This is a genomic window from Pseudomonas sp. (genome assembly GCF_002796985.1).
In the GTDB taxonomy this organism is placed as follows: Bacteria; Pseudomonadota; Gammaproteobacteria; order Pseudomonadales; family Pseudomonadaceae; genus Pseudomonas.
In genome coordinates this window covers 967,839-993,458 of the sequence record NZ_PEKX01000007.1, presented here as the reverse complement: position 1 = coordinate 993,458, position 25,620 = coordinate 967,839, and the positions used below count along the sequence as shown (strand labels likewise).

Sequence of the window (25,620 nt, the reverse complement as noted above, 5' to 3'; positions counted from 1 at the left end):
CGCATCAGGCCTCGACCCGCTCCAGACGATCGCGGCCCAGCCGCTTGGCGCGATAGACCGCGCGATCCACCTTGCGCATGAGGTCGTCCGCGCTCTCGCCAGTGCCCCATGAAGTCACCCCGAAGCTCGCCGTGACCACACCGATGCCCTCCATCGGCTGACCACGCAAGGCCTGCCACAATGCCTCGGCCAGCTGCCAGGCCTGATCCGTGGTGCTGCCGGGGCAAAGCACCACCAGCTCCTCGCCTCCGAGCCGGCAGAACACATCCACCTTGCGCAAGCGCTGAGCGATTCGCTGGCACAGGGTGACCAGCACGATGTCGCCCGCCTCGTGGCCGAAGCGGTCATTGATGTCCTTGAAGTGGTCAATGTCGAACATCACCAGAGACAACGGCTCGCCACTGCGAGAGCAGCGCGCCATGGCCTGGTCCAACTGCTCCTTGAAGTAGCGACGGTTATGGATACCGGTGAGCGCATCGGTGACCGACAGGCGCCGCAACTCCAGCTCCGCTTCCTTGCGCCGGGTGATGTCGGTGGCGATGCCCAGATAACCCGTGGTGTTGCCGGCCGAATCGCGGACACCGGTGATGATCAGGTTGATCTTCAACTGTCGGCCATCACGGCGGATGCAAGTCCACTCGTGCTCCTCGTGGCTCTCGCCCACCAGCGCTCCGACCACCTCGAAACCACGGATCTCACGCCCCAGAACGCTCGACAGATCCTGCCCACGACGGCGGATTTCATCCTTGACGAAGACATTTTCCGGCACCGGCCGCCCGATCACCTCCTGGGCGCTGTAGCCGAACATGCGTTCCGCCCCCACATTGAAGCTGCGTACGAAACCGCGCAGATCGGTGGACACGATGGCCACCTGGGTTGCGGCATCGAGCAGGCCGTGCAGGCGGCTATTCACCTCACCCAGCTCCAGTTCCGCAGCCTTGCGTGAGCTGATATCGGTCTGGGTGCCGATCATGCGGCGCGGCGATCCGCCGCTATCGCGCTCCACCACCTGCCCGCGATCGAGTACCCAGAGCCAGCGCCCACTCTTGCAACGCAGTCGATGCTCACTCTGGTACAACGAGGACTCGCCACGAAGATGCCGGCGCAGCGCCTCGTCGCGCGCGTCCTTATCGTCCGGATGAACCCGGCTCAGGCTCTCGTCGGTTGTCGCCCCCACCTCGCTGTCGCGGTAACCGAGCATGGCTTTCCAGGCGTGAGAGTAGAAGACGCTGCCAGTATCCAGGCTCCAGTCCCAGACGCCATGGCCGGCACTGTCCATGGCGAAGTGCAGACGCGCCTGGTTCTCCTGCAACTCCAGCTGGTTGGCCCGTAGTTCGGCGGTACGCTCGCCCACCAATTGCAGGGCCCGCTGGCGCTGGCCGAGCAGCGCCAGGACGTAGCCGGCCAACAGCAAAGAGGTCAACCCGCCGGCAAAGACCACCCACAACTGTGGATGCCCCTGATTACGCCGCAGGAAGTCGCTGGAAGGCTCGACACGCACCAGATAGTCACGCCCGGCGAAAGGCAGGTGACGCTCCGACACCAGCCCAGCCGTCCGATCCGCCGTCACCGGGCTGCGATACAACGGCACGTCAGGACGGGGATCGCCAGCATCGCGCAGGGTCAACGCCAACTGTTCGCCACGACTCTCCGTACCCTGCTCAATGAGCAGGCGATAACTGATCGCTGCCAACAGGATGCCCTGAATGCCGACGCGGGTTTCCGCCGTCGGGCTGGGCGTCGCGCTGGTGCGATAGAGCGGTGCCGCCAGCAGCAAGCCGGTGGAGTCCGCTGGCGGCGCTCCCGGCAGGACCACCGGCATCGAGGCCGTCAGCGAGCGCATCTTCACGACACGCTGGGTCAGCTCCCGCCCCGGCAAGGTGGAGTTGAGATCCATGCCCAGGGGCATCTCCTCGAGGTACTCGGAAGCTCCATATAGGACGGGAAAGTACCGCTCACGGACCTGTGCCGGGATCGGCTGCCCTTGTAGATCGAGTTCGAACAGCATGTAGTCGAGCATGCCGGCAGCGTGGGCGCTGGCCTCGAAGGCTTCGCGGTTGCGCTGCTCCACGCGGGGCAGCCAGGCATAGCCCAGGGTGTCGCCCAGCAAGGGGCTGACGAAGTGTTCGAACTCTTCGCGCGAGACGTTTTCGGAGTTCTCGAAAAAGCGCTGGATCGACTCCAGTTCGCTCAGTTGCATCGACAGCCGCTCGCGAACCCGGTCAATCCGTTCATTGGCGGTAAGAGCGAACTGTTGCTCCAGGGCCACACGGGCGTTGCGCCAAACGTTCCAGCCCAGCAGGGCCGTCAGCAGCAAACCCGCCACCAGCACGACACCGGCTGCGCGCAAGGCCTTTTTCTGGCTGACGACTCCCTGAGCGGCGGGCAACTGCTCGTAGGCCGGCAACTGAGTCATTTTGATTCCCGCTCCCAGGGGTACTCAGTTTTTATAGCAGCCGATGGCCATTTGCCCAGCCTCGGCGCGACGCACGGCCCCCGCCGCACGCCGCTCGGGAGTCAACGTACGGTGATCCGCCAGGCACGGTGAATCTTGCTGTTGCGGGCGAAATCCTGGTCCAGCGTCTGGGCGCTGATTTCCTCGACCTGATAGCGCGCCGCCAACCCTTCATCCAGCTCGAACTTGCGGAAGTTGTTGGAGAAGTACAACACACCACCCTTGGCGAGCCGCGCCATGGCCAGGTCGATCAGCTCGACATGGTCGCGCTGTACGTCGAACACGCCTTCCATGCGCTTGGAGTTGGAGAAGGTCGGCGGGTCGATGAACACCAGGTCGTATTCGCCGCGGTCTTCGCGCAGCCATTCCATGACATCGCTCTGCACCAGCCGCTGCTTGTCGGAGAAGCCGTTGAGCGACAGGTTGCGCCGCGCCCAGTCCAGGTAAGTCTTGGACAGGTCGACGCTGGTGGTGCTGCGCGCATCGCCCTTGGCCGCATGCACGGTGACCGTGGCGGTGTAGCAGAACAGGTTGAGGAAGCGTTTTCCCGCCGCCTCACGCTGGATGCGCAAGCGCATCGGGCGGTGATCGAGGAACAGGCCGGTGTCGAGGTAGTCGGTCAGGTTGACCAGCAGCTTCACGCCGCCCTCTTCCACTTCCATGAAGCGACCTTCGGCATTCTGCCGCTCGTACTGCTTTTTGCCGGCCTGGCGCTCGCGGCGCTTGATGACGATGCGTTCGGTGGGAATACCCAGCGCCTGCGGCAGGGCTGCCAGGGCATCGAGCAGGCGGGTCTGGGCCTTCTCCGGATCGATGGACTTGGGCGCAGCGTATTCCTGCACATGCGCCCAGTCGCGGTAGAGGTCAACAGCCAGGGCGTACTCGGGCATGTCGGCGTCATACACCCGGTAGCACTCGATCTTTTCCTTGCGCGCCCACTTGCCCAGCGTCTTGAGATTCTTCTGCAGACGGTTGGCGAACATCTGCCCGCCTTCGCTCAGGCGGGCCTGTTCGATCACCGCAGAGCTCTGCGCCGGCGTCGACTCGCTACGCTCCCCGCGATCACCGGTCACGAACTGGCGCGGCTCCACGTCTAGCATGATCAGCTTGCAAGGCAGTGCGCCGTTGAAGAAGGCGTACTGCTTGTGGCTGCGGATACCCATGCGCTTGCCCAGTTCAGGGGCGCCGGTGAACACCCCGGCGCTCCAGCCCAGGCAACTCTGGCGCAGGCGCTCGCCCAGGTGCTGGTAGAGGTACAGCAGGCTGGCTTCGTCGCCCAGGCGCTCGCCGTAAGGCGGGTTGCAGATGATCAGGCCTTTCTGACCCTTGTCCGGGCGCGGCTCGAAGGTGGCCAGCTCGCCCTGATAGATCTTCACCCACTCGCCCAGGCCGGAACGCTCGATGTTGTTGCGAGCCGGCTGGATCAGGCGCGGGTCGGCTTCATAGCCGCGAATCCACAGCGGCGTCTTCGCCAGACCGGCCTCTGCGCGTTGCTGGGCGTCATCGATCAGCTTCTTCCAGATGGCCGGCACGTGGCCCAGCCAGTTGCTGAAGCCCCAGCGCTCGCGCTTGAGGTTAGGCGCCACGTCGGCGGCGATCAGCCCAGCCTCGATGAGGAAGGTGCCCACGCCACACATGGGGTCCGACAGCGCGCCGCCTTCAGCGGCGATCTTCGGCCAACCCGCGCGAATCAGCACGGCAGCGGCGAGGTTTTCCTTCAGCGGTGCGGCGCCCTGCTGCAGGCGATAGCCGCGCTGGTGCAAACTGTGGCCGGAAAGGTCCAGCGACAGCACGGCCTGGCCACGATCCAGGTGCAGGTGCACACGGATATCCGGATTGACCTTGTCCACCGTCGGACGCTGGCCGAACTCGGCGCGCAGGTTGTCGACGATGGCGTCCTTGACCTTCAGCGCGCCAAAGTGGGTGTTATCGATGCCCGAGCCCTTGCCGCTGAACTCCACTGCCAGGCTGCCGGCAGCGTCCAGATGATCGCTCCACTGCACGGCATTCACGCCCAGGTAGAGGTCTTCGGCGTTGCTCACCGAAAAACGCGACAGCACCAGCAATACGCGGTTGGCCAGGCGTGACCAGAGGCACAGGCGGTAGGCCGTCTCCAGGTCGCCCTTGCCACGAATGGCCGAAACCTGGGCGCGCGCCTCGGTCAGCCCGAGTGTCTGGGCTTCTTCCAGCAACAGGCCATCGAGCCCTTTCGGGCAGGTGAGGAAGAGATCGTGCAAATCCGACATGCAAATAATTCCTGGGCCGCAGCCCTTTCAGCAAAGCCGCTTACGGCCTTGTCGGCCACCTTTTGTTCATTCGAGCGAACCCAGGCGACCCGTGTATTCATTTTCAGGGATGAACCGGCAACCCGGCCTGCGGCCTCGCGTCGCAGAAAGTCATCCCACTCGTCGGAACGAGAGGTGGTCTCAATTAGACACACTTTCCTCTTGATCCTTGGCAACCTCCCGCCCCTGGCGGGTTATGCCGTACTGGCACTTTGCAAACCGACAGAACCTTATGGCCCAAACCCATAAGAGTTACGTCCTTATGACAAATTGGTCATTCACAGCCCCGGATCCTTTCGATAGAACTCGGGGTAATCCTTCACCGCAACGGTGTCGGGCGGGGCGCGTCACGCCGGCAATGCGCCCCATTTGGCGGAACATTCCGCCCGGCCTCCCTGGGGGGCCAACGGGACATAACAGTCAACAAGTGAGGGCAACACCCTATGAGAAGACTTAAGCGTGATCCGTTGGAAAGAGCTTTTTTGCGTGGTTATCAGCACGGCATTACTGGAAAATCTCGCGATCTCTGTCCGTTTACCCATCCCACTACCCGGCAATCCTGGCTTAACGGCTGGCGCGAGGGCCGCGGCGACAACTGGGATGGTTTGACCGGCGCCGCCGGTATTCAACGAGTGAACCAATTGCAGCACGCAACAGGCTGAATCCAGGGTCACCCCCGACTTCCCCAAGCCGCCCCATCCGGGCGGAAAAGGGCGCAAGCCCAAGGGCTCCGAAAGGAGCCCTACTTATTTCTACCGACTGTGTTTATGCCCGCTTGGCCGCCGCAATGGCGTCCACCGCTTCGCGGATCAAAGCCGGGCCCTTATAGATGAAGCCCGAATAAATCTGCACCAGGCTCGCCCCCGCCGCCATTTTCTCCGCCGCGTGCGCGCCCTCGGTGATGCCGCCGGCTGCGATGATCGGCAGCCGACCGCCCAGCTCCCCAGCCAGCACTTTGACGATGTGAGTGCTCTTCTCGCGCACCGGAGCGCCCGACAGGCCACCCGCCTCGTTGCCGAACGGCAGGTTCTCGACGCCTTCGCGGCTGAGGGTGGTATTGGTGGCAATCACCGCATCCATGCCCGACTCGATCAACGCGGCAGCAACCATCGCGGTTTCCTCGTCGCTCATGTCCGGGGCGATCTTGATCGCCAGCGGCACCCGGCGGCCATGCTGCACGGCCAGGTCTTCCTGGCGCAGGCGCAGTGCTTCGAGCAGTTGCTTGAGCGAATCGCCGAACTGCAGGCTGCGCAGGCCGGGGGTATTCGGCGAGCTGACGTTGACCGTGACATAGCTGGCATGGGCGTGGACCTTGTCCAGGCAGATCAGGTAGTCATCCACGGCGCGCTCGACCGGGGTATCGAAGTTCTTGCCGATGTTGATCCCTAGCACGCCCTTGTACTTGGCTGCCTTCACTCGCTCGATCAGGTGATCGACACCCTGATTGTTGAAGCCCATGCGATTAATGATCGCGGTGGCTTGCGGCAGGCGGAAGATGCGCGGCTTGGGGTTGCCCGGCTGCGGACGCGGGGTGACGGTGCCGATCTCGACGAAACCGAAGCCCAATTGGGCAAAGCCGTCGATGGCGTCACCATTCTTGTCCAGGCCGGCCGCCAGCCCCACCGGGTTGGCGAATTCCAGGCCCATTACCTTCACCGGCAGGCTCGTCGGCGCCTGGGTCAGCAGGCCGTTGAGGCCCAGGCGGCCACCAGCGCCGATCAGGTCGATGGACAGTTCATGGGAAGTTTCCGGGGAGAGCTTGAACAGGAGCTCGCGGGCCAGGCTGTACATGGTCGGGCATCGGTCGGCAAAATGGGGCGCTATTATAGCCAGCCCACCCCCGCTCAGGCGAGGCGACGCAGCGCCAGCAGCCGCCCGGAATCGTCGAATTCCAACTCGAAGCTGCCGTGAACTCCGGAGTGAGTGACGAATGGGCGCAGGTGATGCGCCGGCAGATTGACCCGCCGGCCATCGCGACTGGTCACCTGGACCCGGCTGACATGCCCGCGATAGAGCGCCTGCAGCCGGTCCAGCGGCAGGGAAATATCCAGCACAACGCAAGCCATGGAGGCCTCCTGGAAGTGAAGCAAAGAATTTTGCCACAACGCATGCACCCAACCGCGCCAGGGTTTTCTATGCTTAGGGCAATTCGCCGCGCTTCCGGCCCGGCGCGTCTTGCACGGGCCAGCCGGCCATCGGGAGTCTTGCGTCGCCCATGAGTCAAGCACCTCGCCCCCACAGCGTTGCCAGCCGGCTGGCCGCCCTCGCCCAGCGCTTGGGCATCGGCGGCACCGATGGGCGCAACGTCGCCGAACGCAGCCGGAGCCTGTCCCTACCCTTCGCCCCTTTACCCGATTGGCCTGCCGGCCTCGGCTGGCAATCAGGCCCGCCGCTGTATCGACTGATCGACCTGCCCCGCGGGGCGCTATCGGGCCCTGTACAGGAAGACAAGGCGCGCATCCACGCGGTACTCAAACGCCTGGTGAGCAGCCACTACGAGGACCATCCCGCCGTTGACGTGCGCAGCATCGATGGCCTGTGTAGCCGAACCCTGCTCGACAGCCCGCTGGCCGGACTGGAGGAGCTGTCCAACAGTGAGCACTGCCGCAAGGTGCGGATCATCAGCTACAACGACTTCACCAAGGTCCTGGGCGTGGCCCTGCCCGGCTTCGAGCGCAAGACGCAGTTGCAGTTGCGCAGCGCCGGCTGGCATGGCGCCAGGCTGTTCTGGGACGACGACAACCACCCTTGCGAACTAGCCAATGCAGTGGTCTATGCGCGCCGTCGCGGGCTGGAGATTGTCCTGCCCGCGAGCATCCAGCGCTTCGAGCTGCAAACGTCGGTGCTGGATGAACTGGAGCGCGACTTCCACATGCTGGCCATGCCGCCCAGGGCCTGGAGCGACTCAGCCTTCATGGAACTGCTGCTGGAAACCGGCATGCCCTATGCCCGCTTCGGCCTGTTCAACTCGGAAACCCCGGAGAGCCTGTTGCTGCCCAGGGATCATCCGCAGTCGGATGCCTTCGGCCAGGGCCTGCGGGAAGCAGGTGCCCCCGACGTAATCGACTATTTGCGTCGCGCCAGCAAGGCAGACTGATAGCGTCACTACCCTTCGAGCTGCTCCTCCCCGAGTCGACGCTCCTCTTCGCCCAGGCTTTCCAGCACCTCATGGTGCCGGGTTCGCCACTCCTCCAGACTGAGGCCGAGCGGCGCCAGCAGCTGCGGATTGCTCTTCACCAGATAGACCGCCGCACGCTGGGCGGAATCCTCGACCTTCCAGGTCACCTCGGCCGAGTCGATCGGTCCTTCGTAGGTGATCCAGCGACTGAAATCCGGGTACACGCTGCAGACCTTCTGGAAATCCAGATCGCGCATGCGCTGGTTGCCGTACTCGATGTTCTCCACATCCTTGGGCTTCATGCCGACTGTCTCGGCGAAAGCACGGCGCGACAACCCCGTCAACGAACGAAGCGCCCGTAGTCTTTCTCCTGCGGTGAACAGGAAATGTTTCTTCATCATGCGTCATCCATCTCCGAGACCACCAAAGTCCGGAAAAACACCCTAACAATTAGGATAAATTAGCTATTCAGACCAAAGCAGTCGCCGTGGGCTCAAGGAACGGGATGGTGCGGGGCGTTGCATGAAAGAGGAAAGAGGATTCACCCCTGACCTGCTCGCAGGTGGTTATTACGTGACGCCCCAGCGCTTTGCGCAGCTGATTGGCCTGTCCGACCACCAGGCCATTGTGCAGCGCTGGATCGAACAAGGTGAGCTTCCCAGCCGCCGCATCGGCGGCCAGCTCCTGGTGGACCTGGGCGCCCTGCTCAGGAAGGCGCAGTCAGATCAGTCCTGATCCGCTTCCTGCGCAGCCTGCAGCGCGGGCACGGCGGGAATGCCGATTTCCACGCAGAGCGCCATGACGCGCTCCAGGTCGTTGCGGTAAACCAGCACGCACTGCAGCTCGGTATCCAGCGGCTCGCTGAAGTCCACCAACACATAGCCGCCCTTCTCCGGATACAGCGCGCCAAGCTGGGTCTGGATGCGATTCAACGCCGCCAAAGGCTCGGTCTTGCGCAGTTGCTTGGCCTGCAGCACGAAGCTGACGCTCGGATCGAAGGAAGCGCGTATCTCGCCGAACAGCTCTTCGTAGCTGTCGCCCATGAACAGCACGATTTCCGGGAGGCTACCCACGACAACCCACTCACCGAGCGGGATAGGGAAGCTGTCGTCGTAGTTGATGTCGGCGTTGGTCGCGAGGAAGGCCTGCGGGTCGGCGTAGGCCTGGGCGGCCTCGCTGGCAATCTGCTCGATCTCTGCCGCTTCCAGGCAGCCGGAGCTGATCAGCGTGAGGAGTTCGGCGAGTTGGGCTTTCATGGGGATATCCTGGAGAGAGTGAACAGCCGGGAAGGATATCCGTATTCGCTAAAAAACGCCGCAGCCGGGAACTTTCCGTCAGACAAAGGCGTCGGAAGTCGCCAGAAACAATACTCACTATTGAACGGGATGATTTTTGCTCGCTTCGAGCGGTTGATAGCCTGACAACCATCCCGAACCAGCCTGCGTGTGAAAACCATGAACCGTGCCCTCGCCCTTCTCTCCCTGATCGTGCCCTTGTGGCTGGTAGGCTGTAGCAGCCAACCGACGCCGCAGCAGGAGCCCTACAGCGATGAGCAAGTGAAGTCCTTCGCGCTGAAGATGCTGGGCGCCAGCAACCTGTCCGATGAGCTGTACGCCAAGTACCGACGGGCGCTGACCGAGCCACGCGCGGAAGGTCGGAGCGGGAGCTGAGCAGACTGCGGCGGACATCTGCCTGCTCAGATGTGCTAGCCCTGCGCATTAAAAATCCGATGCCGGTTCAGGCATCGGATTTTGTTTTTTGCGGCTGACGACACGCCAGGAAAACTTCACCCGCTGAGGTCAACCGCTAGTGGCTCATTCACACCTCTGAATTTGCCGGTCTATTGGCTATAGACAGTCTTGCCACGGAACACCGTCTGCATGACCTGGGTGTCGGCAATCTTCTCAGGCGTGCCCTGCTGGACCAGATCGAACAGGTTTCGGTCCAGGACGACGAAGTCGGCGGACTTGCCCGGCTCGATCGAACCCAGGAGTTTTTCCTGGCGAACGGCGCGGGCTCCGTTGATGGTGTAGGCGTCCAGCATCTGCTCCAGTGTTGCACTCTGCCCGGGGTTGTAGGCCGGCTTGCCGGGGATGGCGCGAGTGATGCCGGCCGCGATGTTCACGAACGGCCGTGGGTCGCGCGTATCGACCGGCGCATCGCTACCCGCCACCAGCACGGCGCCGGCTTTCGCCGTATTGCCCACCGGGTAGACAGCTCCCCAGGTGTAGTTCTTCGGGTTGTAGAGCAGGTCGTTGATGTCCTGGCCCTTCTTGCTCGGCTCGAGGAAGGGGGTAATCAGGACATCGTACTCGGGCTGCTCGTTGATCCAGGCGTAGGTGTAGGTGAGGAAGGTCCCCAGCTCGCCAAGGCGCTTCTGGTCATCCGGGTGGACCATTTGCAGGTGGGCAATGGTGTGCGGGATATGCCGATCGCCATTACGCTGGCGAGCCGCTTCCAGCGCATCAATGGTCACGCGGGTAGCACGATCACCGACGCTGTGCACATGGATGCTGAAACCATCGGCATCCAGGGCAGTGGCGTAATTCTTGAAGTCCTCCGCCTTGTAATTGACGATTCCGTTGTTTTTCGTCTCCTCACTGTCGCGGGTGACAGTGACAGTACCGGTCTCCTCATCCTGCTTGAGGTGGGGTGTCCGGTAAGGGTGCAGCATGCCGGCGTTGGGTGAGAACGGCGGCTTGCTGAAGGGATCGCCTTCGAGCACGCCGTCGGCGAAGATTTTCACCGCGTCCGCCTTGATCAGCGGATTGCCGGCGAACTCCGCGCGTACCTCCCGAGCCTTCTTCAAATGCCCGGCGATATCCACCTTGCCCTTGTAGTCATCGGAGATGAAGCAGGTGGCGGCGGTGACGTGCATATTCAGCAGGTTCTGCTGTTGCATCTTCACCAATTGTTCGCGGATGAAGTCATTGGTGCAGGCATCCTGAATGCTGGTGATACCACTTTGCGCCATGACCTGCGCAACCTTCGGCAGGATCGCGCCGTAAATGGCTTCGCCGCGGGGATCACCTACTTCCTGGGCAAACATGTCGAAGCTGCCGACCGGAATCTTTTCCTTGGCCGCATCGCGGACGACCCCGCTGTCCAGGCTGACGTAGGGAGCAAGCTCGGCGAACACGCCGCCCTTGCCCAGCGTTTTGGCATTGAAGCCAACGACCTTGCCACTATCGTCCTGCGCCATGCTCAGGGCTTTCGAGTTGTAGGCGCTGGCGTGACCGTCCACACCGGAAAGGACGATCGGGTGGCCATCAGCCACCGCATCCAGGGCCTGGCGGATGGTCTTGTAGTTGTCGGTGGGTTCGTTGTTCTCATAGGGAACCCACTGCTCGATCTTCAGCCAGGAACCGGGCTCGCTGGCGTAGCGCGGCAGGCACTCCTTCACCTTGCTCGCCAGTTGATCGAGGTTGACGCTCTGGCCTGCCAGATCGCAGACATCCAGCGGGACGACGCCCATGACATGAATGTGGTTGTCGTGCAGGCCAGGCAGAACCATCTTGCCGCCCAGGTCGACCACACGGTAACCCTGATCGATGTAGCTCTCCGCGCCTTCCCGGTTACCGGCATAGACGAACTTGTCGTTCGACACGGCGATGGCTTCGACCTTCCGGCGCTGGGCATCCTGGGTATAGAACTGGCCGTTCACGTACACCGTGTTGTCGCTGTTATCGGTGCCCGGCGCTGGCGTCTGGCTGCATCCGGCAAGCCCGGAGAGCAGAACGAGGGAGGATAGCGTCAGGTGTTGTTTTGGTTTGAGCCGCATAGATTCTCCGATTAAATTACAGTAATTACTGTAATTTAATTAGTACCAGCGATGCTCCTGGGCGTCAATTGCCCGGTTTGACTCTGTCTGGCGGGTCAATGTGAAATGTGCAGCACTGAACGATGAGGCTGGGCACTGGATGATTCCGCAAGACTTGAAGATGCGTCGCGAACCGCGCCAGCAGCGCACCCTGGAGATCATCCGGAAGATCGAGCAGGCGACGCTGGAGCTACTCAAGGAAGGCGGCATGACCCCGCTGAATACCAATGCCATTGCCGAGCGATCCGGCGTCGACATCAGTTCGCTCTACCGCTTTTTCCCGAACAAGGAGGCGATCGTGTATCGCCTGGGGCAGCAATGGCTGGATGCCATTCGCCGCCGGGAAAAGGAAATTTTCGAGGGGGAGTTGGGCCTGATCGAAACCTGGGACGCGCTGGGTGAAATGATCGACGAGATCGAGCAGGAGTACTCCGGTTACGGTGCACTGTGGCAGGCCATGGATGTGATCCCGGAGTTGTATGACCTGGAGGTGCAGCATGAGGCCTTCCAGCTCGACAATATGCGGGTATTGCTGAGAAAGCATGGTTGCCAGTGGCCGGAGAAAGAGTTGACCGAGTTGCTGCGCTACCTGTACCGCACCTGGGATGTGGTCAAGCAGGGCTGCATCGAACAAGGCGAAGCCGGCGGGCTGATGTGGCGTGCGCACCAGAAATGGCAGTACCGGCTGCTGCGCTTGGCAGTCAGCACCCAGGGAGCGGACGAGTTCGAGCGCGAGTTGCAGGTGTGAGCACGCCGCCCTGGCCCTGGTTTGCGCTATCCCCCTCCGTGTAGGAGCGAGCTTGCTCGCGAACGCTTTTGCCTGACGCCAAGCATTGGCCGGCGTTCGCGAGCAATAACGATGGCGTCCTCCTCGCCCCTGCAGAAGAGGCACCGCGCACGCCTGCAAGTCCCGGTAATCCGCACCCGAAAAAAAGCCCCGCACTAGGCGGGGCTGGAGCATCAAAGGGTCAAGCGAATCAGAGCATCAGGAAGGACACACGCCCTGCTGGTTGCTCTGCGCCAGGTCGAGCAGTTCGCGGTTGGCCACGGCATACATCGCGTAGTCGGTGCTGGTGGAAGCACGCAATTCAGTGAGCATGGCGCGCCAGCGGGCGACGATCGGAGCATGCTGCGCCAGCCACAGCGCTACCCGTGCGTCGATCTCCGCCGGGCCATCCTGCATCTGCAGCACGGAGACGGTAATTGCCCGCTGCTGCCAGTCCAGGTCGTCGCGGAAGGCTTCGCGAGCCAGCGCCTGCCAGTTGTTCTCCACCGGCAGGGAGCTGATCTGCTGCAAATACCAGGTCAGTTCCAGCTCGCTGCCCAGGGCGAAGTAGGCACGCGCCACATCGGCCGGGTCGCGGCCAGTGACGTCCGCCGCCTCGACTATCGGCAGCAGGGTGTAGAGGTGGCTGGTGCCGGCAACCATGCGCGCCAGCAACTCCGGTACACCGGCATCGACATAGGCCTGGTAACGCGCCTGCCACAGCTCGCGGGTCGGGCCTTCGAGCAGCTCGTTGAGTTTCAGGCCCAAGGCAGCGATGCGCGGTCCGAAGTGCGCCACGTCGCGGGCAGCATCCTGCTCGTTGCGACGACTGCGCAGGAACCAGCGGGTCGCGCGGCGACCCAGGCGCATCAGTTCATCCATCAGGGTCAGCTGCACTTCCGCCGGCACCTGGTAATCCAGCGATTCGATCTGACGGAACCAGTGCGGCAGATGGAAGACATCACGCACGATCACATAGGCGCCCGCCACGTTCGCCGGCGTCATGCCGGTGGACTCCTTCAGGCGCTGCACGAAGGTGATGCCCATGTGGTTGATCAGGTCGTTGGCGATCTGCGTGCTGACAATCTCGCGCTTCAGGCGGTGCTTGCGCATGGCCGGGCCGAAGGTGTCGACCAGGGTCTGCGGGAAGGCTGTCTCCATGTCTCGGGTCAGGTAATCGTCGTCCGGCACCAGCGAGCGCAGCAGTTGCTCCTTCAGATCGATCTTGCTGTAGGAAATCAGCACAGACAGTTCGGCGCGGGTCAACCCCTGGCCAGCGGCGATACGCTCGGCCAGCACATCGTCGGTGGGCAGGAATTCCAGTGCGCGGTCCAGCTTGCCGCGACCTTCCAGGTCGGTCATCAGTCGCTTGTACTCGGCAATGCGCTCGCGGGCGCGGCGCTCGGCCAGGGACAGCGCCTGGGTCTGCTTGTAGTTGTTGCCCAGTACCAGCTCGGATACTTGGTCGGTCATTTCCGCCAGCAGCTTGTTGCGCTGCTTGCCGGTCATGTCGCCAGCGGTCACCACTTCATTGAGCAGGATCTTGATGTTCACTTCATGGTCGGAGCAATCCACCCCACCGGCGTTGTCGATGAAGTCGGTGTTGCACGCGCCGCCGTTGAGGCCGAACTCGACCCGCGCCAGCTGCGTCATGCCGAGGTTGCCGCCCTCACCCACCACTTTCACCCGCAGGTCGCGGCCGTCCACGCGCAGGCCATCGTTGGCCTTGTCGCCGACGTCGGCATGGGTTTCCTTGCTGGACTTCACGTAGGTGCCGATACCGCCGTTCCACAGTAGATCCACCGGCGCCTTGAGCAGCGCATGGATCAGCTCGGTCGGGGTCAGGCGCTCGGCGTCGATGTCGAAGCGCGCACGCACTTCCGGCGTCAGGGTGATGCTCTTGGCGCTACGCAGGAAGATGCCGCCACCGGCAGAAATCAGCGAAGCGTCGTAGTCGGCCCAGCTGGAGCGCGGCAGGTTGAATAGCCGCTGGCGCTCGGCGAAGCTCGCGGCCGGGTCCGGATTGGGGTCAAGGACGATATGCATATGGTTGAAGGCCGCGACCATCTGCAGCTTGTCCGACATCAGCAGGCCGTTGCCGAACACGTCGCCCGCCATGTCGCCGATGCCAATGACGCTGACACTGTCCTTCTGCACGTCGATGCCGCGCTCGCGGAAATGGCGCTGCACCGAGACCCAGCCGCCACGGGCGGTGATGCCCATGCCTTTGTGGTCATAGCCGGCCGAGCCGCCGGAGGCGAAGGCGTCGCCCAGCCAGAAGTTGTAGTCAGCGGAGAGGCTGTTGGCGATGTCGGAGAAGGTCGCGGTGCCCTTGTCGGCCGCCACCACCAGGTAGGGGTCGTCCGGATCGTGGCGCACCACGTTGGTCGGCGGCACGACCTGGCCCTCCTTGAGGTTGTCGGTGATGTCCAGCAGGCCGGAAATGAAGAGGCGGTAGCAGGCGATGGCCTCGGCCTGGATCTCGTCACGGCTACCGCCCATCGGCAGGCGACGCGGGATGAAGCCGCCCTTGGCGCCGGTGGGCACGATCACCGCGTTCTTCACCTGCTGCGCCTTCACCAGGCCCAGCACTTCAGTACGGTAGTCTTCCTCGCGGTCGGACCAGCGCAGGCCGCCACGGGCCACGGCGCCGAAGCGCAGGTGCACGCCTTCCACGCGCGGGCAGTAGACGAATATCTCGAACTTCGGCGTCGGACGCGGGATTTCCGGAATGGCCTTGGGATTGAACTTGAAGCTGAAGTAGCTCTTGTTCTGCCCGGTCGCATCCGGCTGGTAGAAGTTGGTGCGCAGGGTCGCCTTGATCAGGTCGAGGTAGCGCCGCAGGATGCGGTCTTCGTTGAGCACCTGGACCTCGTCCAGCGCCGTAAGGATGGCCTGCTCCAGCTTTTGCTGCTTGTCTTCCAGGTCTTCGGCGGTGAGCTTGCGGGCCAGGTAGAAGCGGGTCTTGAACAGGCGCACCAGTTCGCGGGCGATGTCCACATGGGCATTCAGCGCACTGGCGATATAGCCAAGGTCGAAGCCCAGGCGGATCTGCTTGAGGTAGCGAGCGTAGGCACGCAGCAGCGCCACGTCACGCCACGGCAGGCCGGCGGTCAGCACCAGGCGGTTGAAGGCGTCGTTCTCGGCATCGCCGTTGACGATATGGACGAAGGCGTCCTGCAGGGTCTCATTGAGTTCCTGGATGTTGACGTCCAGGCCTTCGGCGTAGGTGAAGGCGAAGTCGTGGATCCAGTATTCGCGGCCGTTGGTGTGGCGCAGGCGATAGGGGAACTCGCCGAGCACGCGCAGGCCGAGGTTCTCCAGGATCGGCAGGACGTCCGACAGCGCCAGCGGCGTGTCGGCGTGGTACAGCTTGCAGTGCAGCTGCTGCTCGCCCTGGGCCAGCGGCTGGTAGAAGCTCATCACCAGCGGACGGCTGTCGGAGAGGCTCGACAGGTGCTGCAAATCCACCACCGCGAAGTGCGGGGCGAAGCGCTCGCGGTAGCCGGCCGGGAAGCCTTTGGGGAAGTCTTCCAGCAGGTTGTTGCCCTGTCCTTCGCCGAAGTTCTCCAGCACCAGCGCGGCGTAGTCGTCCTGCCAGGAGCGGCAGGCCTGGATGGCTTCCTGTTCCAACTGGACGGCGTCGACGTCGATACGATTCTTCGGATCGACGCGCAGGATGAACTGCACGCGCGCCAGGGTGGATTCGGAGAAGAAGGTCCAGAACTCGCAGTCGCTGGCCTTCAGGCGATCACGCAGGACCTGCTCGATCTTGATGCGAGTCTCGGTGGAATAGATGTCGCGCGGCACGTACGCCAGGCAGTAGGCGAAGCGGCCGTAAGGGTCCTTGCGCAGGAACAGGCGGATCTTGTTGCGCTCCTGGATCTGCACGATGGACATGGCCGTGCTGAACAGCTCGTCCACCGAGGTCTGGAACAGGTCGTCACGCGGCAGCACTTCCAGTATCTGGGCCAGTTCCTTGCCCAGGTGGGCATTGGCGTCGAAACCGGAGCGGCTCTCCACTTCCAGCACCTTGCCGCGGATCGACGGGATCTGGGTCACGCTGTCGTTGTAGACCGAGGAGGTGAACAGGCCCATGAAGCGGAACTCGCGCAGCACCTTGCCCTTGGCATCGATCTCGCGGATCGACACGTAATCCGGGTAGGCCGGGCGATGCACGCGACTGGGGTGCGAGGCCTTGGCGAAAGACAGCAGCAGAGGCTCGCGCAGGTAGGCCACCGCGTAGTCTTCGATATGCAGCTCCTGCTGGCTGAGGCCGGTACGCAGCAGCTTGGTCACACCGAGGAAGGACTTCTCGTCGTAGATCATGCGCCCGCCATCGGTCTCGTCGACGACGGTGAATTCCTCATAGCCGAGGAAGGTAAAATGGTTGTCCAGCAGCCATTCGAGGAAGGCACGCACCTCGGCGGTGTCTTCCGCACGGACCTTGGATTTTGACTTGCCCAGCCAGCCCAGCAAGTCTTCGGCCTTGGCGCGCATGGCCGGGAAGTCGGCCACCGCCAGGCGAACCTCGCCCAGCACTTCCAGCAGGCTCTTCTCCAGTGTGCGCAGCTCGCCGATGTGCGAGGCGCGATCGATCTCCAGGTACATCAGCGACTCCTGATGCACGTCCTTGCCGTGGTTGCCCTTGGGCAGGATTTCCAGCAGCTCGCCCTTGGCGCTGCGGCGCACGCTCAGCACGTTGGTCTGCAGGGTATGGATGCTGTAACCGCGGCGGTTCAGCTCCATGCGCACCGAGTCGACCAGGAACGGCTGGTCCGGATGCAGCACCTGCACCGCGGTATGGGTGGACTGCCAGCCGTGCTTTTCGTAATCGGGGTTGTACACCGCAACGATGGGCTGGGCGGGGTCGAAGCGTTCCAACAGGCGCCAGGAAGACAGCGTGCAGCCGACCAGGTCGGTCAGCCTGCGCTGGGTCAATTCGTCGAGGGAGATGAAGCCGAAGAACTGCTCGGCGAACAGGGTCACTTGTGGCAGACCCTTGTCGTCGACGTGCTGTGCCAGGGCCGCTTTCAGTTGTTGCTGGAAGTCGGCTTTGCTGGCTGCGGTGAAGAACGCCATGTTGGTACTCCGCTGGGCTCGTTTTGTTGGATTGAGCGTAGAACGCTTCTCGCCGTACATCAGGTGGGCCACAGATATAGCCGGGCAGTGTGGCCCTCGATTGACAACCCCGACCGGGCGGTCACCAATCCCACCGAGCTTATCGGGAGTCGCCCGGCGCTGGCTTCCGGGGCTGCGACATATTCGTTCAACCGCATGCAGGCTTCGTGTCTACGAGAAACAACCGGGATTACAGTACGATCGTTCCGCATCTGCCGCAGGAAATATCAAAGCGCTATCATGCTGATTCCTGCCCTGGAACGGACGCCATGCAACGCCACCCGCCTCTACACCGCCCGCTTTTGCGCCACCTGGACAACCTGCTGGTCACCCTGCTGGGCGTGGCACTGCTCGTGCCGGCCTGGCTGTTCCTCGATGAAGCCGTACGGCCGCTGCTGCTGGGTGCAGTCCCGGTCTACCTCGGCGTGCTGCTGCCGCGCATCGTCGGCCGGGACGAGCGTCTGCGCCGTGTCGAAGCCGCGCGAGAGCGCTCGGTGCGCGACTGGGGCTTCTGCAGCCGCGACCGCACTGGCCCGTGGATCAACTACATCGACTTCCCGTTGGTCTGCGAGGACGTACTGTTCGAGGGCCGTTTCTTCTATAGCGAGTGGCTGGTGGTGCATGACGGACGCATCATCATCAATCCCGGCCCTGCCCAGGTGGACCTCACCGCCGGCACGGTGAGCTACGACTTCGGCTGCGCCCGCACCTACGCCTGGGACGGCTGCTCGCCGAAAGTGCCGTTCTTCTGGATCGCCACCCTCGGCACGCCGGACTGGTGGGAGCACCTGGAAAACGTGCAGTGCCTGCGCCATGGGCAGCAGAAGGGGCGCGTGATGTTCTGGCCAGTGGCGCACCATGCGAGCCTGGTGCACGACGCGCTGTACCAGTTCCTCAACGTCGCGCCGGTGACCAAGGCCGAAGCCGACCAACTGTTCCATCGCCTGCTGCTCGACGCCGGCATGCCGCGCCTGGTGGCCTGGGTTTACCGCTTCGCCGTGGTCCACGGCGGCGCGCGCGACATGCGCCAGCAGCGCAACCCCAACACTTCCCTGCGCTGCCTGACGCCGTTGCCTGGCGATCCGCTGCTGCTGGAACCACTAGCGCCGCACAAGGCTCGAAGTGTGGCGCTGCAAGAGTGACGGCCGATGCAGTAAAGTAGGCGCCCCGACAGCCCCACCCTTCGTCCAGGAAATCCACGCGATGGAACATCGTGAGTCGCTCCTTGCACTGCGCCAGTATCTCTCCAGCCAGATCCTCGGCCAGGAAAAGCTCATCGAGCGGCTGCTCATTGCCCTGATCGCCGACGGCCACCTGCTGGTGGAAGGCGCACCGGGCCTGGCCAAGACCAAGGCGATCAAGGACCTGGCCGAAGGCCTGGAGGCCGACTTCCACCGTATCCAGTTCACCCCCGACCTGCTCCCGGCCGACATCACCGGCACCGAAATCTATCGCCCGGAGAATGGCAGTTTCGTGTTCCAGCAGGGGCCGATCTTCCACCACCTGGTGCTGGCTGACGAAATCAACCGCGCGCCAGCCAAGGTGCAGTCCGCCCTGCTCGAAGCCATGGCCGAGCGCCAGGTCAGCGTGGGCCGCAGCACCTACGACCTGCCGCCGCTGTTCCTGGTGATGGCGACGCAGAACCCCATCGAGCAGGAAGGCACCTACCCGCTGCCCGAGGCCCAGCTCGACCGCTTCCTCATGCATGTGAAGATCGGCTACCCGGAAGCCTCCGTGGAGCGCCGTATCCTCCAGCAGGCCCGTGGCGAAGCGCTGAACGGCGAGACCAAGCCCGAGCGCCGGGTCACCCAGGAGGCCATCTTCGCCGCCCGCCAGGAAATCCTCGGCCTGTACATGGCCGACGCGGTGGAGGAATACCTGGTACAGCTGATCATGGCCACGCGCACCCCGGCCAAGTACGACGCCGAACTGGCCGAGTGGCTGTCGTATGGCGCCAGCCCGCGCGGTTCCATCGCCCTGGACCGCTGCGCACGTGCCCACGCCTGGCTCGCCGGGCGCGACTTCGTCAGCCCCGAGGACATCCAGGCGATGCTCTTCGACGTGCTGCGCCACCGCCTGATCCTCACCTTCGAGGCCGAGGCCGCCGGGATCGACCAGGACCGCGTGGTCCAGCGCATCCTCGACGTGGTCGCCGTCGCCTGACATGCACAACGTCCTGGCGCCCGGCGTGGCCGTCTCGCTCGGCGAGCTGATCGAGATCCGTCACCGCCTGCGCGAAGTCCAGCTGTTCTCCACACCCTCGCGGCGCAGCCCGCTCATCGGCCTGCACCACTCGCGCCTGCGCGGCCGTGGTGTGGACTTCGACCAGGTGCGCGTCTACCAGGCCGGCGACGACGTGCGCACCATCGACTGGCGCGTCACTGCACGCAGCCAGGAACCGCACACCAAGCTGTTCCATGAGGAGCGCGAGCGCCCGGTATTCGTCCTGGTCGAGCAGAGCGCGCGGCTGTTCTTCGGCTCCGGGCTGTGCTTCAAGTCTGTGCTTGCCGCCCGCGCCGCCGCCTTCGTCGGCTGGGCCGCGCTGGCGCACAACGACCGTATCGGCGGGCTGGTGTTCACCGACAGCGAATGCCACGAGATCAAGCCACGGCGCAGCAAACAGAGCCTGCTGCAGTTGTTCAACCTGATCGTGCGCGCCAACAACGCCCTGCTTGCCGGCTCCAATCTGAGCCACAGCGGCGACGGCTTCGGCATGGCCCTGCGCCGCGCCCGCGAGGTGCTGCGCCCTGGCAGTCTGGTCATGGTGATGTGCGACGAACGCGCGCTCAGCGACGTGGCCGAACAGCAGCTGTCCCTGCTGGCACGGCACACCGACCTGGTGATGCTGCCGGTGTCCGACCCGCTCGACCACGCCCTGCCCGCCGCCGGGTTGCTAAGGTTCGCGGAAGGCGCGGCGCAGCTGGAACTGGACACCCACATCGACGAACAGCGCCTGGCCTACCGCGCTCTCGGCGAGGCCCGCCGCGAACGCTGGCAGCGCCTGGCCCTGCGCCTGGGCGTACCGCTGCTGCCGCTGACCACCCAGGAAGAGCTGGTGGAGCAGTTGCGCAACCTGCTGGAACAGCACCAGCGGGGATATGCCAAATGAATCCCCTCGACCAGCTGCAACCGCTGATCGAGCCCGCCGCGGTGCCCTGGTGGCCGCCGGCGCCAGGCTGGTGGCTGCTTGCCGCACTGGCGCCGCTGCTGTTCTGGGCGCTGTGGCGCCACCGCCAGCGCTGGCTGCCCAAACGCAAGGCCAAGGTCGTCGCCGAGGTGCCGCTGGACCCGCTGCGCGAAGCCGCGCTGGAAGAACTCAAGCGCCTGCCGCGCCCCTATGACCGCGCGCCGGCCGGCCCCTGGCTGCAAGCGCTGAACGGCCTGCTCAAGCGCCTGTCGCGCGCCCGCTGGCCGGACAGCCACAGCCACACCCTGAGCGGCCGCGCCTGGCTGGCCTTCCTCGACACCCGCTGCCCGGCGGCGGGCCTGACCCGCTGGATGATCCTGGTGGAGGGTGGCTACCGCAGCGAGTGCAAGCTGGACGACAAGGCCATCGACGGCCTGGCCGCTTCAGTGGAGACCTGGGTGCGCAAGCATGTTTGAGTTCGCCTGGGCCTGGATTTTCCTGCTCGCCCCGCTGCCCTGGGTGATGCGCTTCATCCTGCCGCCCGCCGACAACGGCGAGGCGGCGATCAAGGTCAGCTTCCTCAAGGAACTCGAAGGCCTCGCCGGCCGCCGCGCCCGTGCGCGCCTGCCAGCCTGGCGCCAGCAGGCGCCCTTCGCCCTGCTCTGGCTCTGCCTGCTGCTGGCCGCCGCGCGCCCGCAATGGGTCGGCGAGCCTCTGCCGATCCCCGCCACCGGTCGCGACCTGCTGGTGGCTGTGGATGTCTCCGGCTCCATGGATTACGCCGACATGACCTGGGATGGCTCGGAAGTCAGCCGCCTGGACCTGGTGAAGAAACTGTTCGGCGACTTCATCGAAGGCCGCCGGGGGGATCGCGTCGGACTGATCCTGTTCGGCACCCGCGCCTACCTGCAGGCACCACTGACCTTCGACCGTTCCACCGTGCGCATCTGGCTGGACGAAGCGCTGATCGGCATCGCCGGCAAGGACACCGCCCTGGGCGACGCCATTGGCCTGGCGGTCAAGCGCCTGCGCCAGCGACCGGCCGAAAGCCGCGTACTGGTGCTGATCACCGACGGCGCCAACACCGCCGGCGAGATCTCCCCGCAGACCGCTGCCAAGCTGGCCGCCGAAGAGCACGTGAAGGTCTACACCATCGGCATCGGCGCCGACCCGAAACAGGGCGGCGTGGCCGGGCTGTTCGGCCTCAATCCCGGGCTGGACCTGGACGAACCGGCACTCAAGGCCATCGCCGAAAGCACCGGCGGCGAATACTTCCGTGCACGCAATGGCGAAGAACTACAGCGCATTTCCGACAGCCTCGACCGGCTCGAGCCGGTGGAGCAGAAGCCAACCCAGGCGCGCCCGGCCATCGCCCTGTACAGCTGGCCACTGCTGTTCGCCTTGCTGGTCAGCGTGGCCCTGGTAATCGGTACCCTCTGGCCGCCCGAGGAGTGGCGCCTGCCGGCCCGGCTGGCGCGTCTACGCAAGGAGCGCCAGCCATGAGCGCCCTCTGGCCCCACCTGCTGCGCCCCTGGTGGCTGCTCCTGCTGCCGCTGCTCGGCTGGCTGCTGTGGAAACTCTGGCACCGCGAACGCCGCGCCGGGCGCTGGCAATTGCTGCTGCCCCAGGCCTTCCATCCCTGGCTGCTGTCCGGCGGTAATGGTCGCCACGAGCGCCGCCCGTGGATCTACCTCGGCATCGCCTGGCTGCTGGCCGTGCTTGCCCTGCTCGGCCCGAGCTGGCAGCAGGTGGAACAACCGACCATGGAGCGCAGCGATCCGCTGGTGGTGGTGCTGGAGCTCACCCCGCAGATGCTCGCCACCGACCTCAAGCCCACGCGCCTGGAACAGGCCCGGCGCAAGTTGCTCGACCTGTTGCAGGCCCGCAGCGATGCGCAGACCGCCATCGTCGTCTACGCCGGCAGCGCCCATACGCTGGTGCCGCTGTCCAACGACCTGGGCACCGCGCGCAACCTGCTCGACGCCCTCAAGCCGTCGATCATGCCCGAGCCTGGCCAGCGCGCCGACCTCGCCGTGGCCCAGGCCCGCCGCCTGCTGGAAAACGGCGCAGAGGGCAACGGCCGCATCCTGCTGATCACCAGCGAACTGGACGCCCGCGAACGCCAGGGCATCCGCCAGGCGCTCAAAGGCAAGGGCAAGGACCTGCTGCTGCTCGCCGTGGGCACTCCCGGCGGCGCACCCATCGCCCAGGAGGACGGCACTTTCCTCAAGGACGACCAGGGCAACATCCTCGTGCCGCGCCTGGACGAGAGCTCGTTGCGCGCCTTCGCCACCGACATGGGCGGCCGCTTCCAGCGCCTGCGCGCCAGCAGCAGCGACCTGCGCTCCCTCGGCCTGCTGGACAGCACCCAGGGCCTGCAGGTGAGCGAAGAGGACGCCCTGCTGCGCCTGCAGCGCTGGGCCGATCAGGGCTACTGGCTGCTGTTGCCGCTGCTCCTGCTGGCCGCCTGCGCCGGCCGTCGCGGCTGGTTGTTCAGCCTGCCGCTGCTGCCCCTGCTGTGGGCGCCGCCACAGGACGCCAACGCCTTCGAGTTCAACGACCTCTGGCTGCGCCCTGACCAGCAGGGCCAGCGTCTGCTCGATGGCGGGCACCCCGCCGAGGCCGCCGAGCGTTTCGAGGACTTCCGTTGGAAGGGTCTGGCACTCTACCGCGCTGGCGACTACGTGGACGCCGCCCTGGCCTTCGCCCAGGGCGATGAGGCTGCCGACCACTACAACCGGGGCAATGCCCTGGCCAAACAGAATGAACTTGAAGCGGCCATCGACGCCTACGACCAGGCGCTGGAGCGCGACCCGGAGCTTGAGCCCGCCCAGCGCAACAAGGCGCTGCTCGAAGACCTGCTGCGCCAGCGCAAGGAAAACCCCGAAGGCAGTAGCACCGACCAGCCATCCCAGCAGAAGCAGAACCCCGCCCAGAGCAGTGATCCCCAGGCCGCCAAGCCGCAGGACGAACAGCACGACGAAGAGCACTCCAGCGAACGCGACTCGCAGCCGGCACCGGCGGCGAAGAATCCCTCGCAGGAAACCGAGCGGCCCTCCGCCAGCCAGAGCGACAAGCCCGGCGAGAACGCCCGCGAAGAACAGGAAACCAACCCGGAAGATGCCGGTCCACTGAGTGACGAGCGCCACCAGGCCCTGGAACAGTGGCTACGGCAGATTCCCGACGATCCGTCCGAGCTGTTGCGCCGCAAGTTCTGGTACCAGCAACAGCAGCAGCGCCAGGAACCCACCCCATGAAAAGGCTGATCTGCCTGACCCTGCTCTGCCTCGCCGCGTTCCGCGCCGAGGCCAGCCTCACCGCCAGCGTCGACCGCGCGCAACTGACGGCGGGCGAGAGCGTCGAACTGACACTGGAATCGGACGACCCAACCCTGTTCGGCAAGCCGGACCTGAAGCCGCTGGACGAACAGTTCGTGGTGCTCGGCACCCGCCAGGTCAACCGTCTGACCACCCTCAACGGCAAGGCCCAGGCCACCACGCGCTGGATCATCACCCTGCAGCCGCGCAACGAGGGCAAGGTGGAAATCCCGCCGATCCTCCTGGGCGGCAATGCCAGCGAACCGATCAGCCTTGAGGTCCTCAAGGCCGAGGACAGCGACGAGGGCCAGAAACTCGCGCCGGTATTCATCGACGCCAGCGTCGACCATGAGCAAAGCTGGGTGCAGGCCCAGGTGATCCTGACCCTGCGCATCTATCACTCGGTATCGCTGTACGACGACAGCAGCCTCAGCCCGCTGCGCATGAACGACGCCCGCGTCGAGCCACTGGGCGAACCGCGTACCTACGAGAAGAACATCAATGGCGTTCGCCACGGCGTGATCGAAGTGCGCTACGCGATCTTCCCGCAGAACAGCGGCACCCTGAAAATCCCTGGGCAGACCTTCAACGCCACCCAGGTCGCCCAACGCCGCAACGAGGACAACAACCCCTTCGGCCCACCGCCGGGCAAGCAGGTACGCGTGGTCTCGCCGAGCATCCCGCTGCAGGTCGACCCTAAACCGACGGACTACCCCAAGGACGCACCGTGGCTGCCCGCCCGTTCGCTCAGCCTGACCGAAACCTGGAGCCCGCAACCGGAAGAGGCCAAGGCCGGAGAGTCGCTGACCCGCAACATCATGCTGCGCGTGGAAGGCCTCTCCAGCGCACAATTGCCGCCGCTGCCGATCACCCTGCCCGAGGGCCTGCGCCATTACCCGGATCAGCCACAGCTGGCCAATGAAGCCAGCGACCAGGGCATGATCGGCAGTCGCGAGGAGCGTGAAGCGCTGATCGCCGACAAGGCCGGGCCGGTGGAGTTGCCACCGGTGGAGATCGTCTGGTGGAACACCCAGGAGCACCGCGTCGAACGCACCAGCCTGCCGGCACGCACGCTGCAGGTCGCCGCCAACTCACAGCTGGAGGAACACCCGGAGAGCTCCGCCGTTGCCAGCGAAACCGTGATCAGCGATGTGTTGCTGTGGCCCTGGAAGCTGGCTTGCGCGCTGCTCAGCCTGACCACCCTGCTCGGCTTCACCCTCTGGTGGCGCGCCCGCAGCCAGCCGGCGGTCATCCGCGTGGCGCAAGCCGGCCCGAGCACCCGTACCCTGCTCGACGAACTACGCCGCGCCAGCCAGGCCAACGACCCGCACGCCACCCGCCAGGCACTGGACGCCTGGGCCCGCCAGCAACCGGAAACCCTGGCCGACATGGCGGCGCGCTTCGTGCCGCTGTCCGACGCGCTGGATGGCCTCAACGGTGCGCTCTACAGCGACAGCGAGGGCGGCCGCAACTGGCAGGGCGAAGACCTCTGGCGCGCTATCCGCTCCCTCCCCGGTGCCGATCCGGACGCTCCGCCAACGCCGGAAGCCAGCAGCCTGCCGCCGCTCTACCCTCGCTGACGGCTATGCTGCAGGCATCCTCGCCCGAGAT

General features: G+C 64.6%; 20 protein-coding genes. 12 read left to right on the top strand and 8 right to left on the bottom strand.

Going from position 1 to position 25,620, the window contains the following annotated elements; all coding sequences use genetic code 11:
• Window positions 1–4: 4 nt before the first annotated feature.
• On the bottom strand, window positions 5–2,416 hold the full coding sequence (locus tag CTR55_RS10265; protein ID WP_296285870.1) for a diguanylate cyclase: 2,412 nt from the start codon (window positions 2,414–2,416) through the stop codon (window positions 5–7).
• A 101-nt stretch (window positions 2,417–2,517) separates the two neighbouring features.
• Entirely contained in the window at window positions 2,518–4,701 is a 2,184-nt protein-coding gene (gene rlmKL, locus CTR55_RS10260) for a bifunctional 23S rRNA (guanine(2069)-N(7))-methyltransferase RlmK/23S rRNA (guanine(2445)-N(2))-methyltransferase RlmL (RefSeq protein ID WP_296285869.1), read from the bottom strand.
• A gap of 482 nt (window positions 4,702–5,183) precedes the next feature.
• Here rlmKL and rmf point away from each other — a divergent pair, with 482 nt between their 5' ends.
• Entirely contained in the window at window positions 5,184–5,402 is a 219-nt protein-coding gene (rmf, locus tag CTR55_RS10255) for a ribosome modulation factor (protein ID WP_081519407.1), read from the top strand.
• 103 nt (window positions 5,403–5,505) lie between these two features.
• On the opposite strand, the gene CTR55_RS10250 is transcribed toward rmf, so the two are convergent.
• Window positions 5,506–6,531, bottom strand: coding sequence for a quinone-dependent dihydroorotate dehydrogenase (locus tag CTR55_RS10250; RefSeq protein WP_296285866.1), 1,026 nt, complete (start codon window positions 6,529–6,531; stop codon window positions 5,506–5,508).
• A 53-nt stretch (window positions 6,532–6,584) separates the two neighbouring features.
• On the bottom strand, window positions 6,585–6,806 hold the full coding sequence (locus tag CTR55_RS10245; protein ID WP_296285863.1) for a DUF2835 domain-containing protein: 222 nt from the start codon (window positions 6,804–6,806) through the stop codon (window positions 6,585–6,587).
• Between the two features lie 149 nt (window positions 6,807–6,955).
• On the opposite strand from CTR55_RS10245, the gene CTR55_RS10240 reads away from it, so the two are divergent.
• Window positions 6,956–7,837 carry a DUF6685 family protein gene (locus CTR55_RS10240; protein WP_296285862.1) on the top strand — a complete coding sequence of 294 codons (882 nt, stop codon included), beginning with the start codon at window positions 6,956–6,958 and terminating at the stop codon, window positions 7,835–7,837.
• 8 nt (window positions 7,838–7,845) lie between these two features.
• Here CTR55_RS10240 and CTR55_RS10235 read toward each other — a convergent pair whose 3' ends face one another.
• Window positions 7,846–8,160 (bottom strand): hypothetical protein, encoded by a 315-nt coding sequence (locus CTR55_RS10235; RefSeq protein WP_296285861.1) that lies wholly within the window; start codon window positions 8,158–8,160, stop codon window positions 7,846–7,848.
• A gap of 220 nt (window positions 8,161–8,380) precedes the next feature.
• Here CTR55_RS10235 and CTR55_RS10230 point away from each other — a divergent pair, with 220 nt between their 5' ends.
• Entirely contained in the window at window positions 8,381–8,593 is a 213-nt protein-coding gene (locus CTR55_RS10230; RefSeq protein WP_296285860.1) for a helix-turn-helix domain-containing protein, read from the top strand.
• Here the strand turns inward: CTR55_RS10230 and CTR55_RS10225 are convergent.
• Window positions 8,584–9,114 carry a hypothetical protein gene (locus CTR55_RS10225; RefSeq protein ID WP_296285859.1) on the bottom strand — a complete coding sequence of 177 codons (531 nt, stop codon included), beginning with the start codon at window positions 9,112–9,114 and terminating at the stop codon, window positions 8,584–8,586. The genes CTR55_RS10230 and CTR55_RS10225 overlap by 10 nt on opposite strands.
• Window positions 9,115–9,312: 198 nt before the next feature.
• Here CTR55_RS10225 and CTR55_RS10220 point away from each other — a divergent pair, with 198 nt between their 5' ends.
• Window positions 9,313–9,528, top strand: coding sequence for a hypothetical protein (locus CTR55_RS10220; protein ID WP_296285858.1), 216 nt, complete (start codon window positions 9,313–9,315; stop codon window positions 9,526–9,528).
• A gap of 170 nt (window positions 9,529–9,698) precedes the next feature.
• Here the strand turns inward: CTR55_RS10220 and CTR55_RS10215 are convergent, their stop codons facing one another.
• Window positions 9,699–11,639, bottom strand: coding sequence for an amidohydrolase (locus CTR55_RS10215; protein ID WP_296285856.1), 1,941 nt, complete (start codon window positions 11,637–11,639; stop codon window positions 9,699–9,701).
• A gap of 160 nt (window positions 11,640–11,799) precedes the next feature.
• Between CTR55_RS10215 and CTR55_RS10210 the strand changes: the two genes are divergently transcribed.
• Window positions 11,800–12,426 (top strand): TetR/AcrR family transcriptional regulator, encoded by a 627-nt coding sequence (locus CTR55_RS10210; protein WP_296285853.1) that lies wholly within the window; start codon window positions 11,800–11,802, stop codon window positions 12,424–12,426.
• Window positions 12,427–12,663: 237 nt separating this feature from the next.
• Here the strand turns inward: CTR55_RS10210 and CTR55_RS10205 are convergent, their stop codons facing one another.
• Complete coding sequence (locus tag CTR55_RS10205) at window positions 12,664–17,526, bottom strand: NAD-glutamate dehydrogenase (RefSeq protein ID WP_296285851.1); 4,863 nt, start codon at window positions 17,524–17,526, stop codon at window positions 12,664–12,666.
• 308 nt (window positions 17,527–17,834) lie between these two features.
• Between CTR55_RS10205 and CTR55_RS10200 the strand changes: the two genes are divergently transcribed.
• The 7 genes from CTR55_RS10200 to CTR55_RS10170 all read left to right on the top strand — a co-directional run bounded on the left by CTR55_RS10200 (window position 17,835) and on the right by CTR55_RS10170 (window position 25,589).
• Window positions 17,835–18,707, top strand: coding sequence for a DUF1353 domain-containing protein (locus CTR55_RS10200; RefSeq protein WP_296285850.1), 873 nt, complete (start codon window positions 17,835–17,837; stop codon window positions 18,705–18,707).
• A gap of 61 nt (window positions 18,708–18,768) precedes the next feature.
• The gene (locus CTR55_RS10195; protein WP_296285849.1) at window positions 18,769–19,728 is read left to right on the top strand and encodes a MoxR family ATPase; all 960 of its coding nucleotides are present in this window, start codon (window positions 18,769–18,771) and stop codon (window positions 19,726–19,728) included.
• A gap of 1 nt (window position 19,729) precedes the next feature.
• The gene (locus CTR55_RS10190; protein ID WP_296285848.1) at window positions 19,730–20,674 is read left to right on the top strand and encodes a DUF58 domain-containing protein; all 945 of its coding nucleotides are present in this window, start codon (window positions 19,730–19,732) and stop codon (window positions 20,672–20,674) included.
• Window positions 20,671–21,168 (top strand): DUF4381 domain-containing protein, encoded by a 498-nt coding sequence (locus CTR55_RS10185; protein WP_296285847.1) that lies wholly within the window; start codon window positions 20,671–20,673, stop codon window positions 21,166–21,168. Before CTR55_RS10190 ends, CTR55_RS10185 begins: the two co-directional genes overlap by 4 nt.
• The gene (locus CTR55_RS10180; RefSeq protein WP_296285846.1) at window positions 21,161–22,195 is read left to right on the top strand and encodes a VWA domain-containing protein; all 1,035 of its coding nucleotides are present in this window, start codon (window positions 21,161–21,163) and stop codon (window positions 22,193–22,195) included. Before CTR55_RS10185 ends, CTR55_RS10180 begins: the two co-directional genes overlap by 8 nt.
• The gene (locus CTR55_RS10175) at window positions 22,192–23,949 is read left to right on the top strand and encodes a VWA domain-containing protein (RefSeq protein WP_296285845.1); all 1,758 of its coding nucleotides are present in this window, start codon (window positions 22,192–22,194) and stop codon (window positions 23,947–23,949) included. Before CTR55_RS10180 ends, CTR55_RS10175 begins: the two co-directional genes overlap by 4 nt.
• Window positions 23,946–25,589: a BatD family protein gene (locus CTR55_RS10170; RefSeq protein WP_296285844.1), complete on the top strand. Its 1,644-nt coding sequence runs from the start codon at window positions 23,946–23,948 to the stop codon at window positions 25,587–25,589. Before CTR55_RS10175 ends, CTR55_RS10170 begins: the two co-directional genes overlap by 4 nt.
• Window positions 25,590–25,620: the final 31 nt, after the last annotated feature.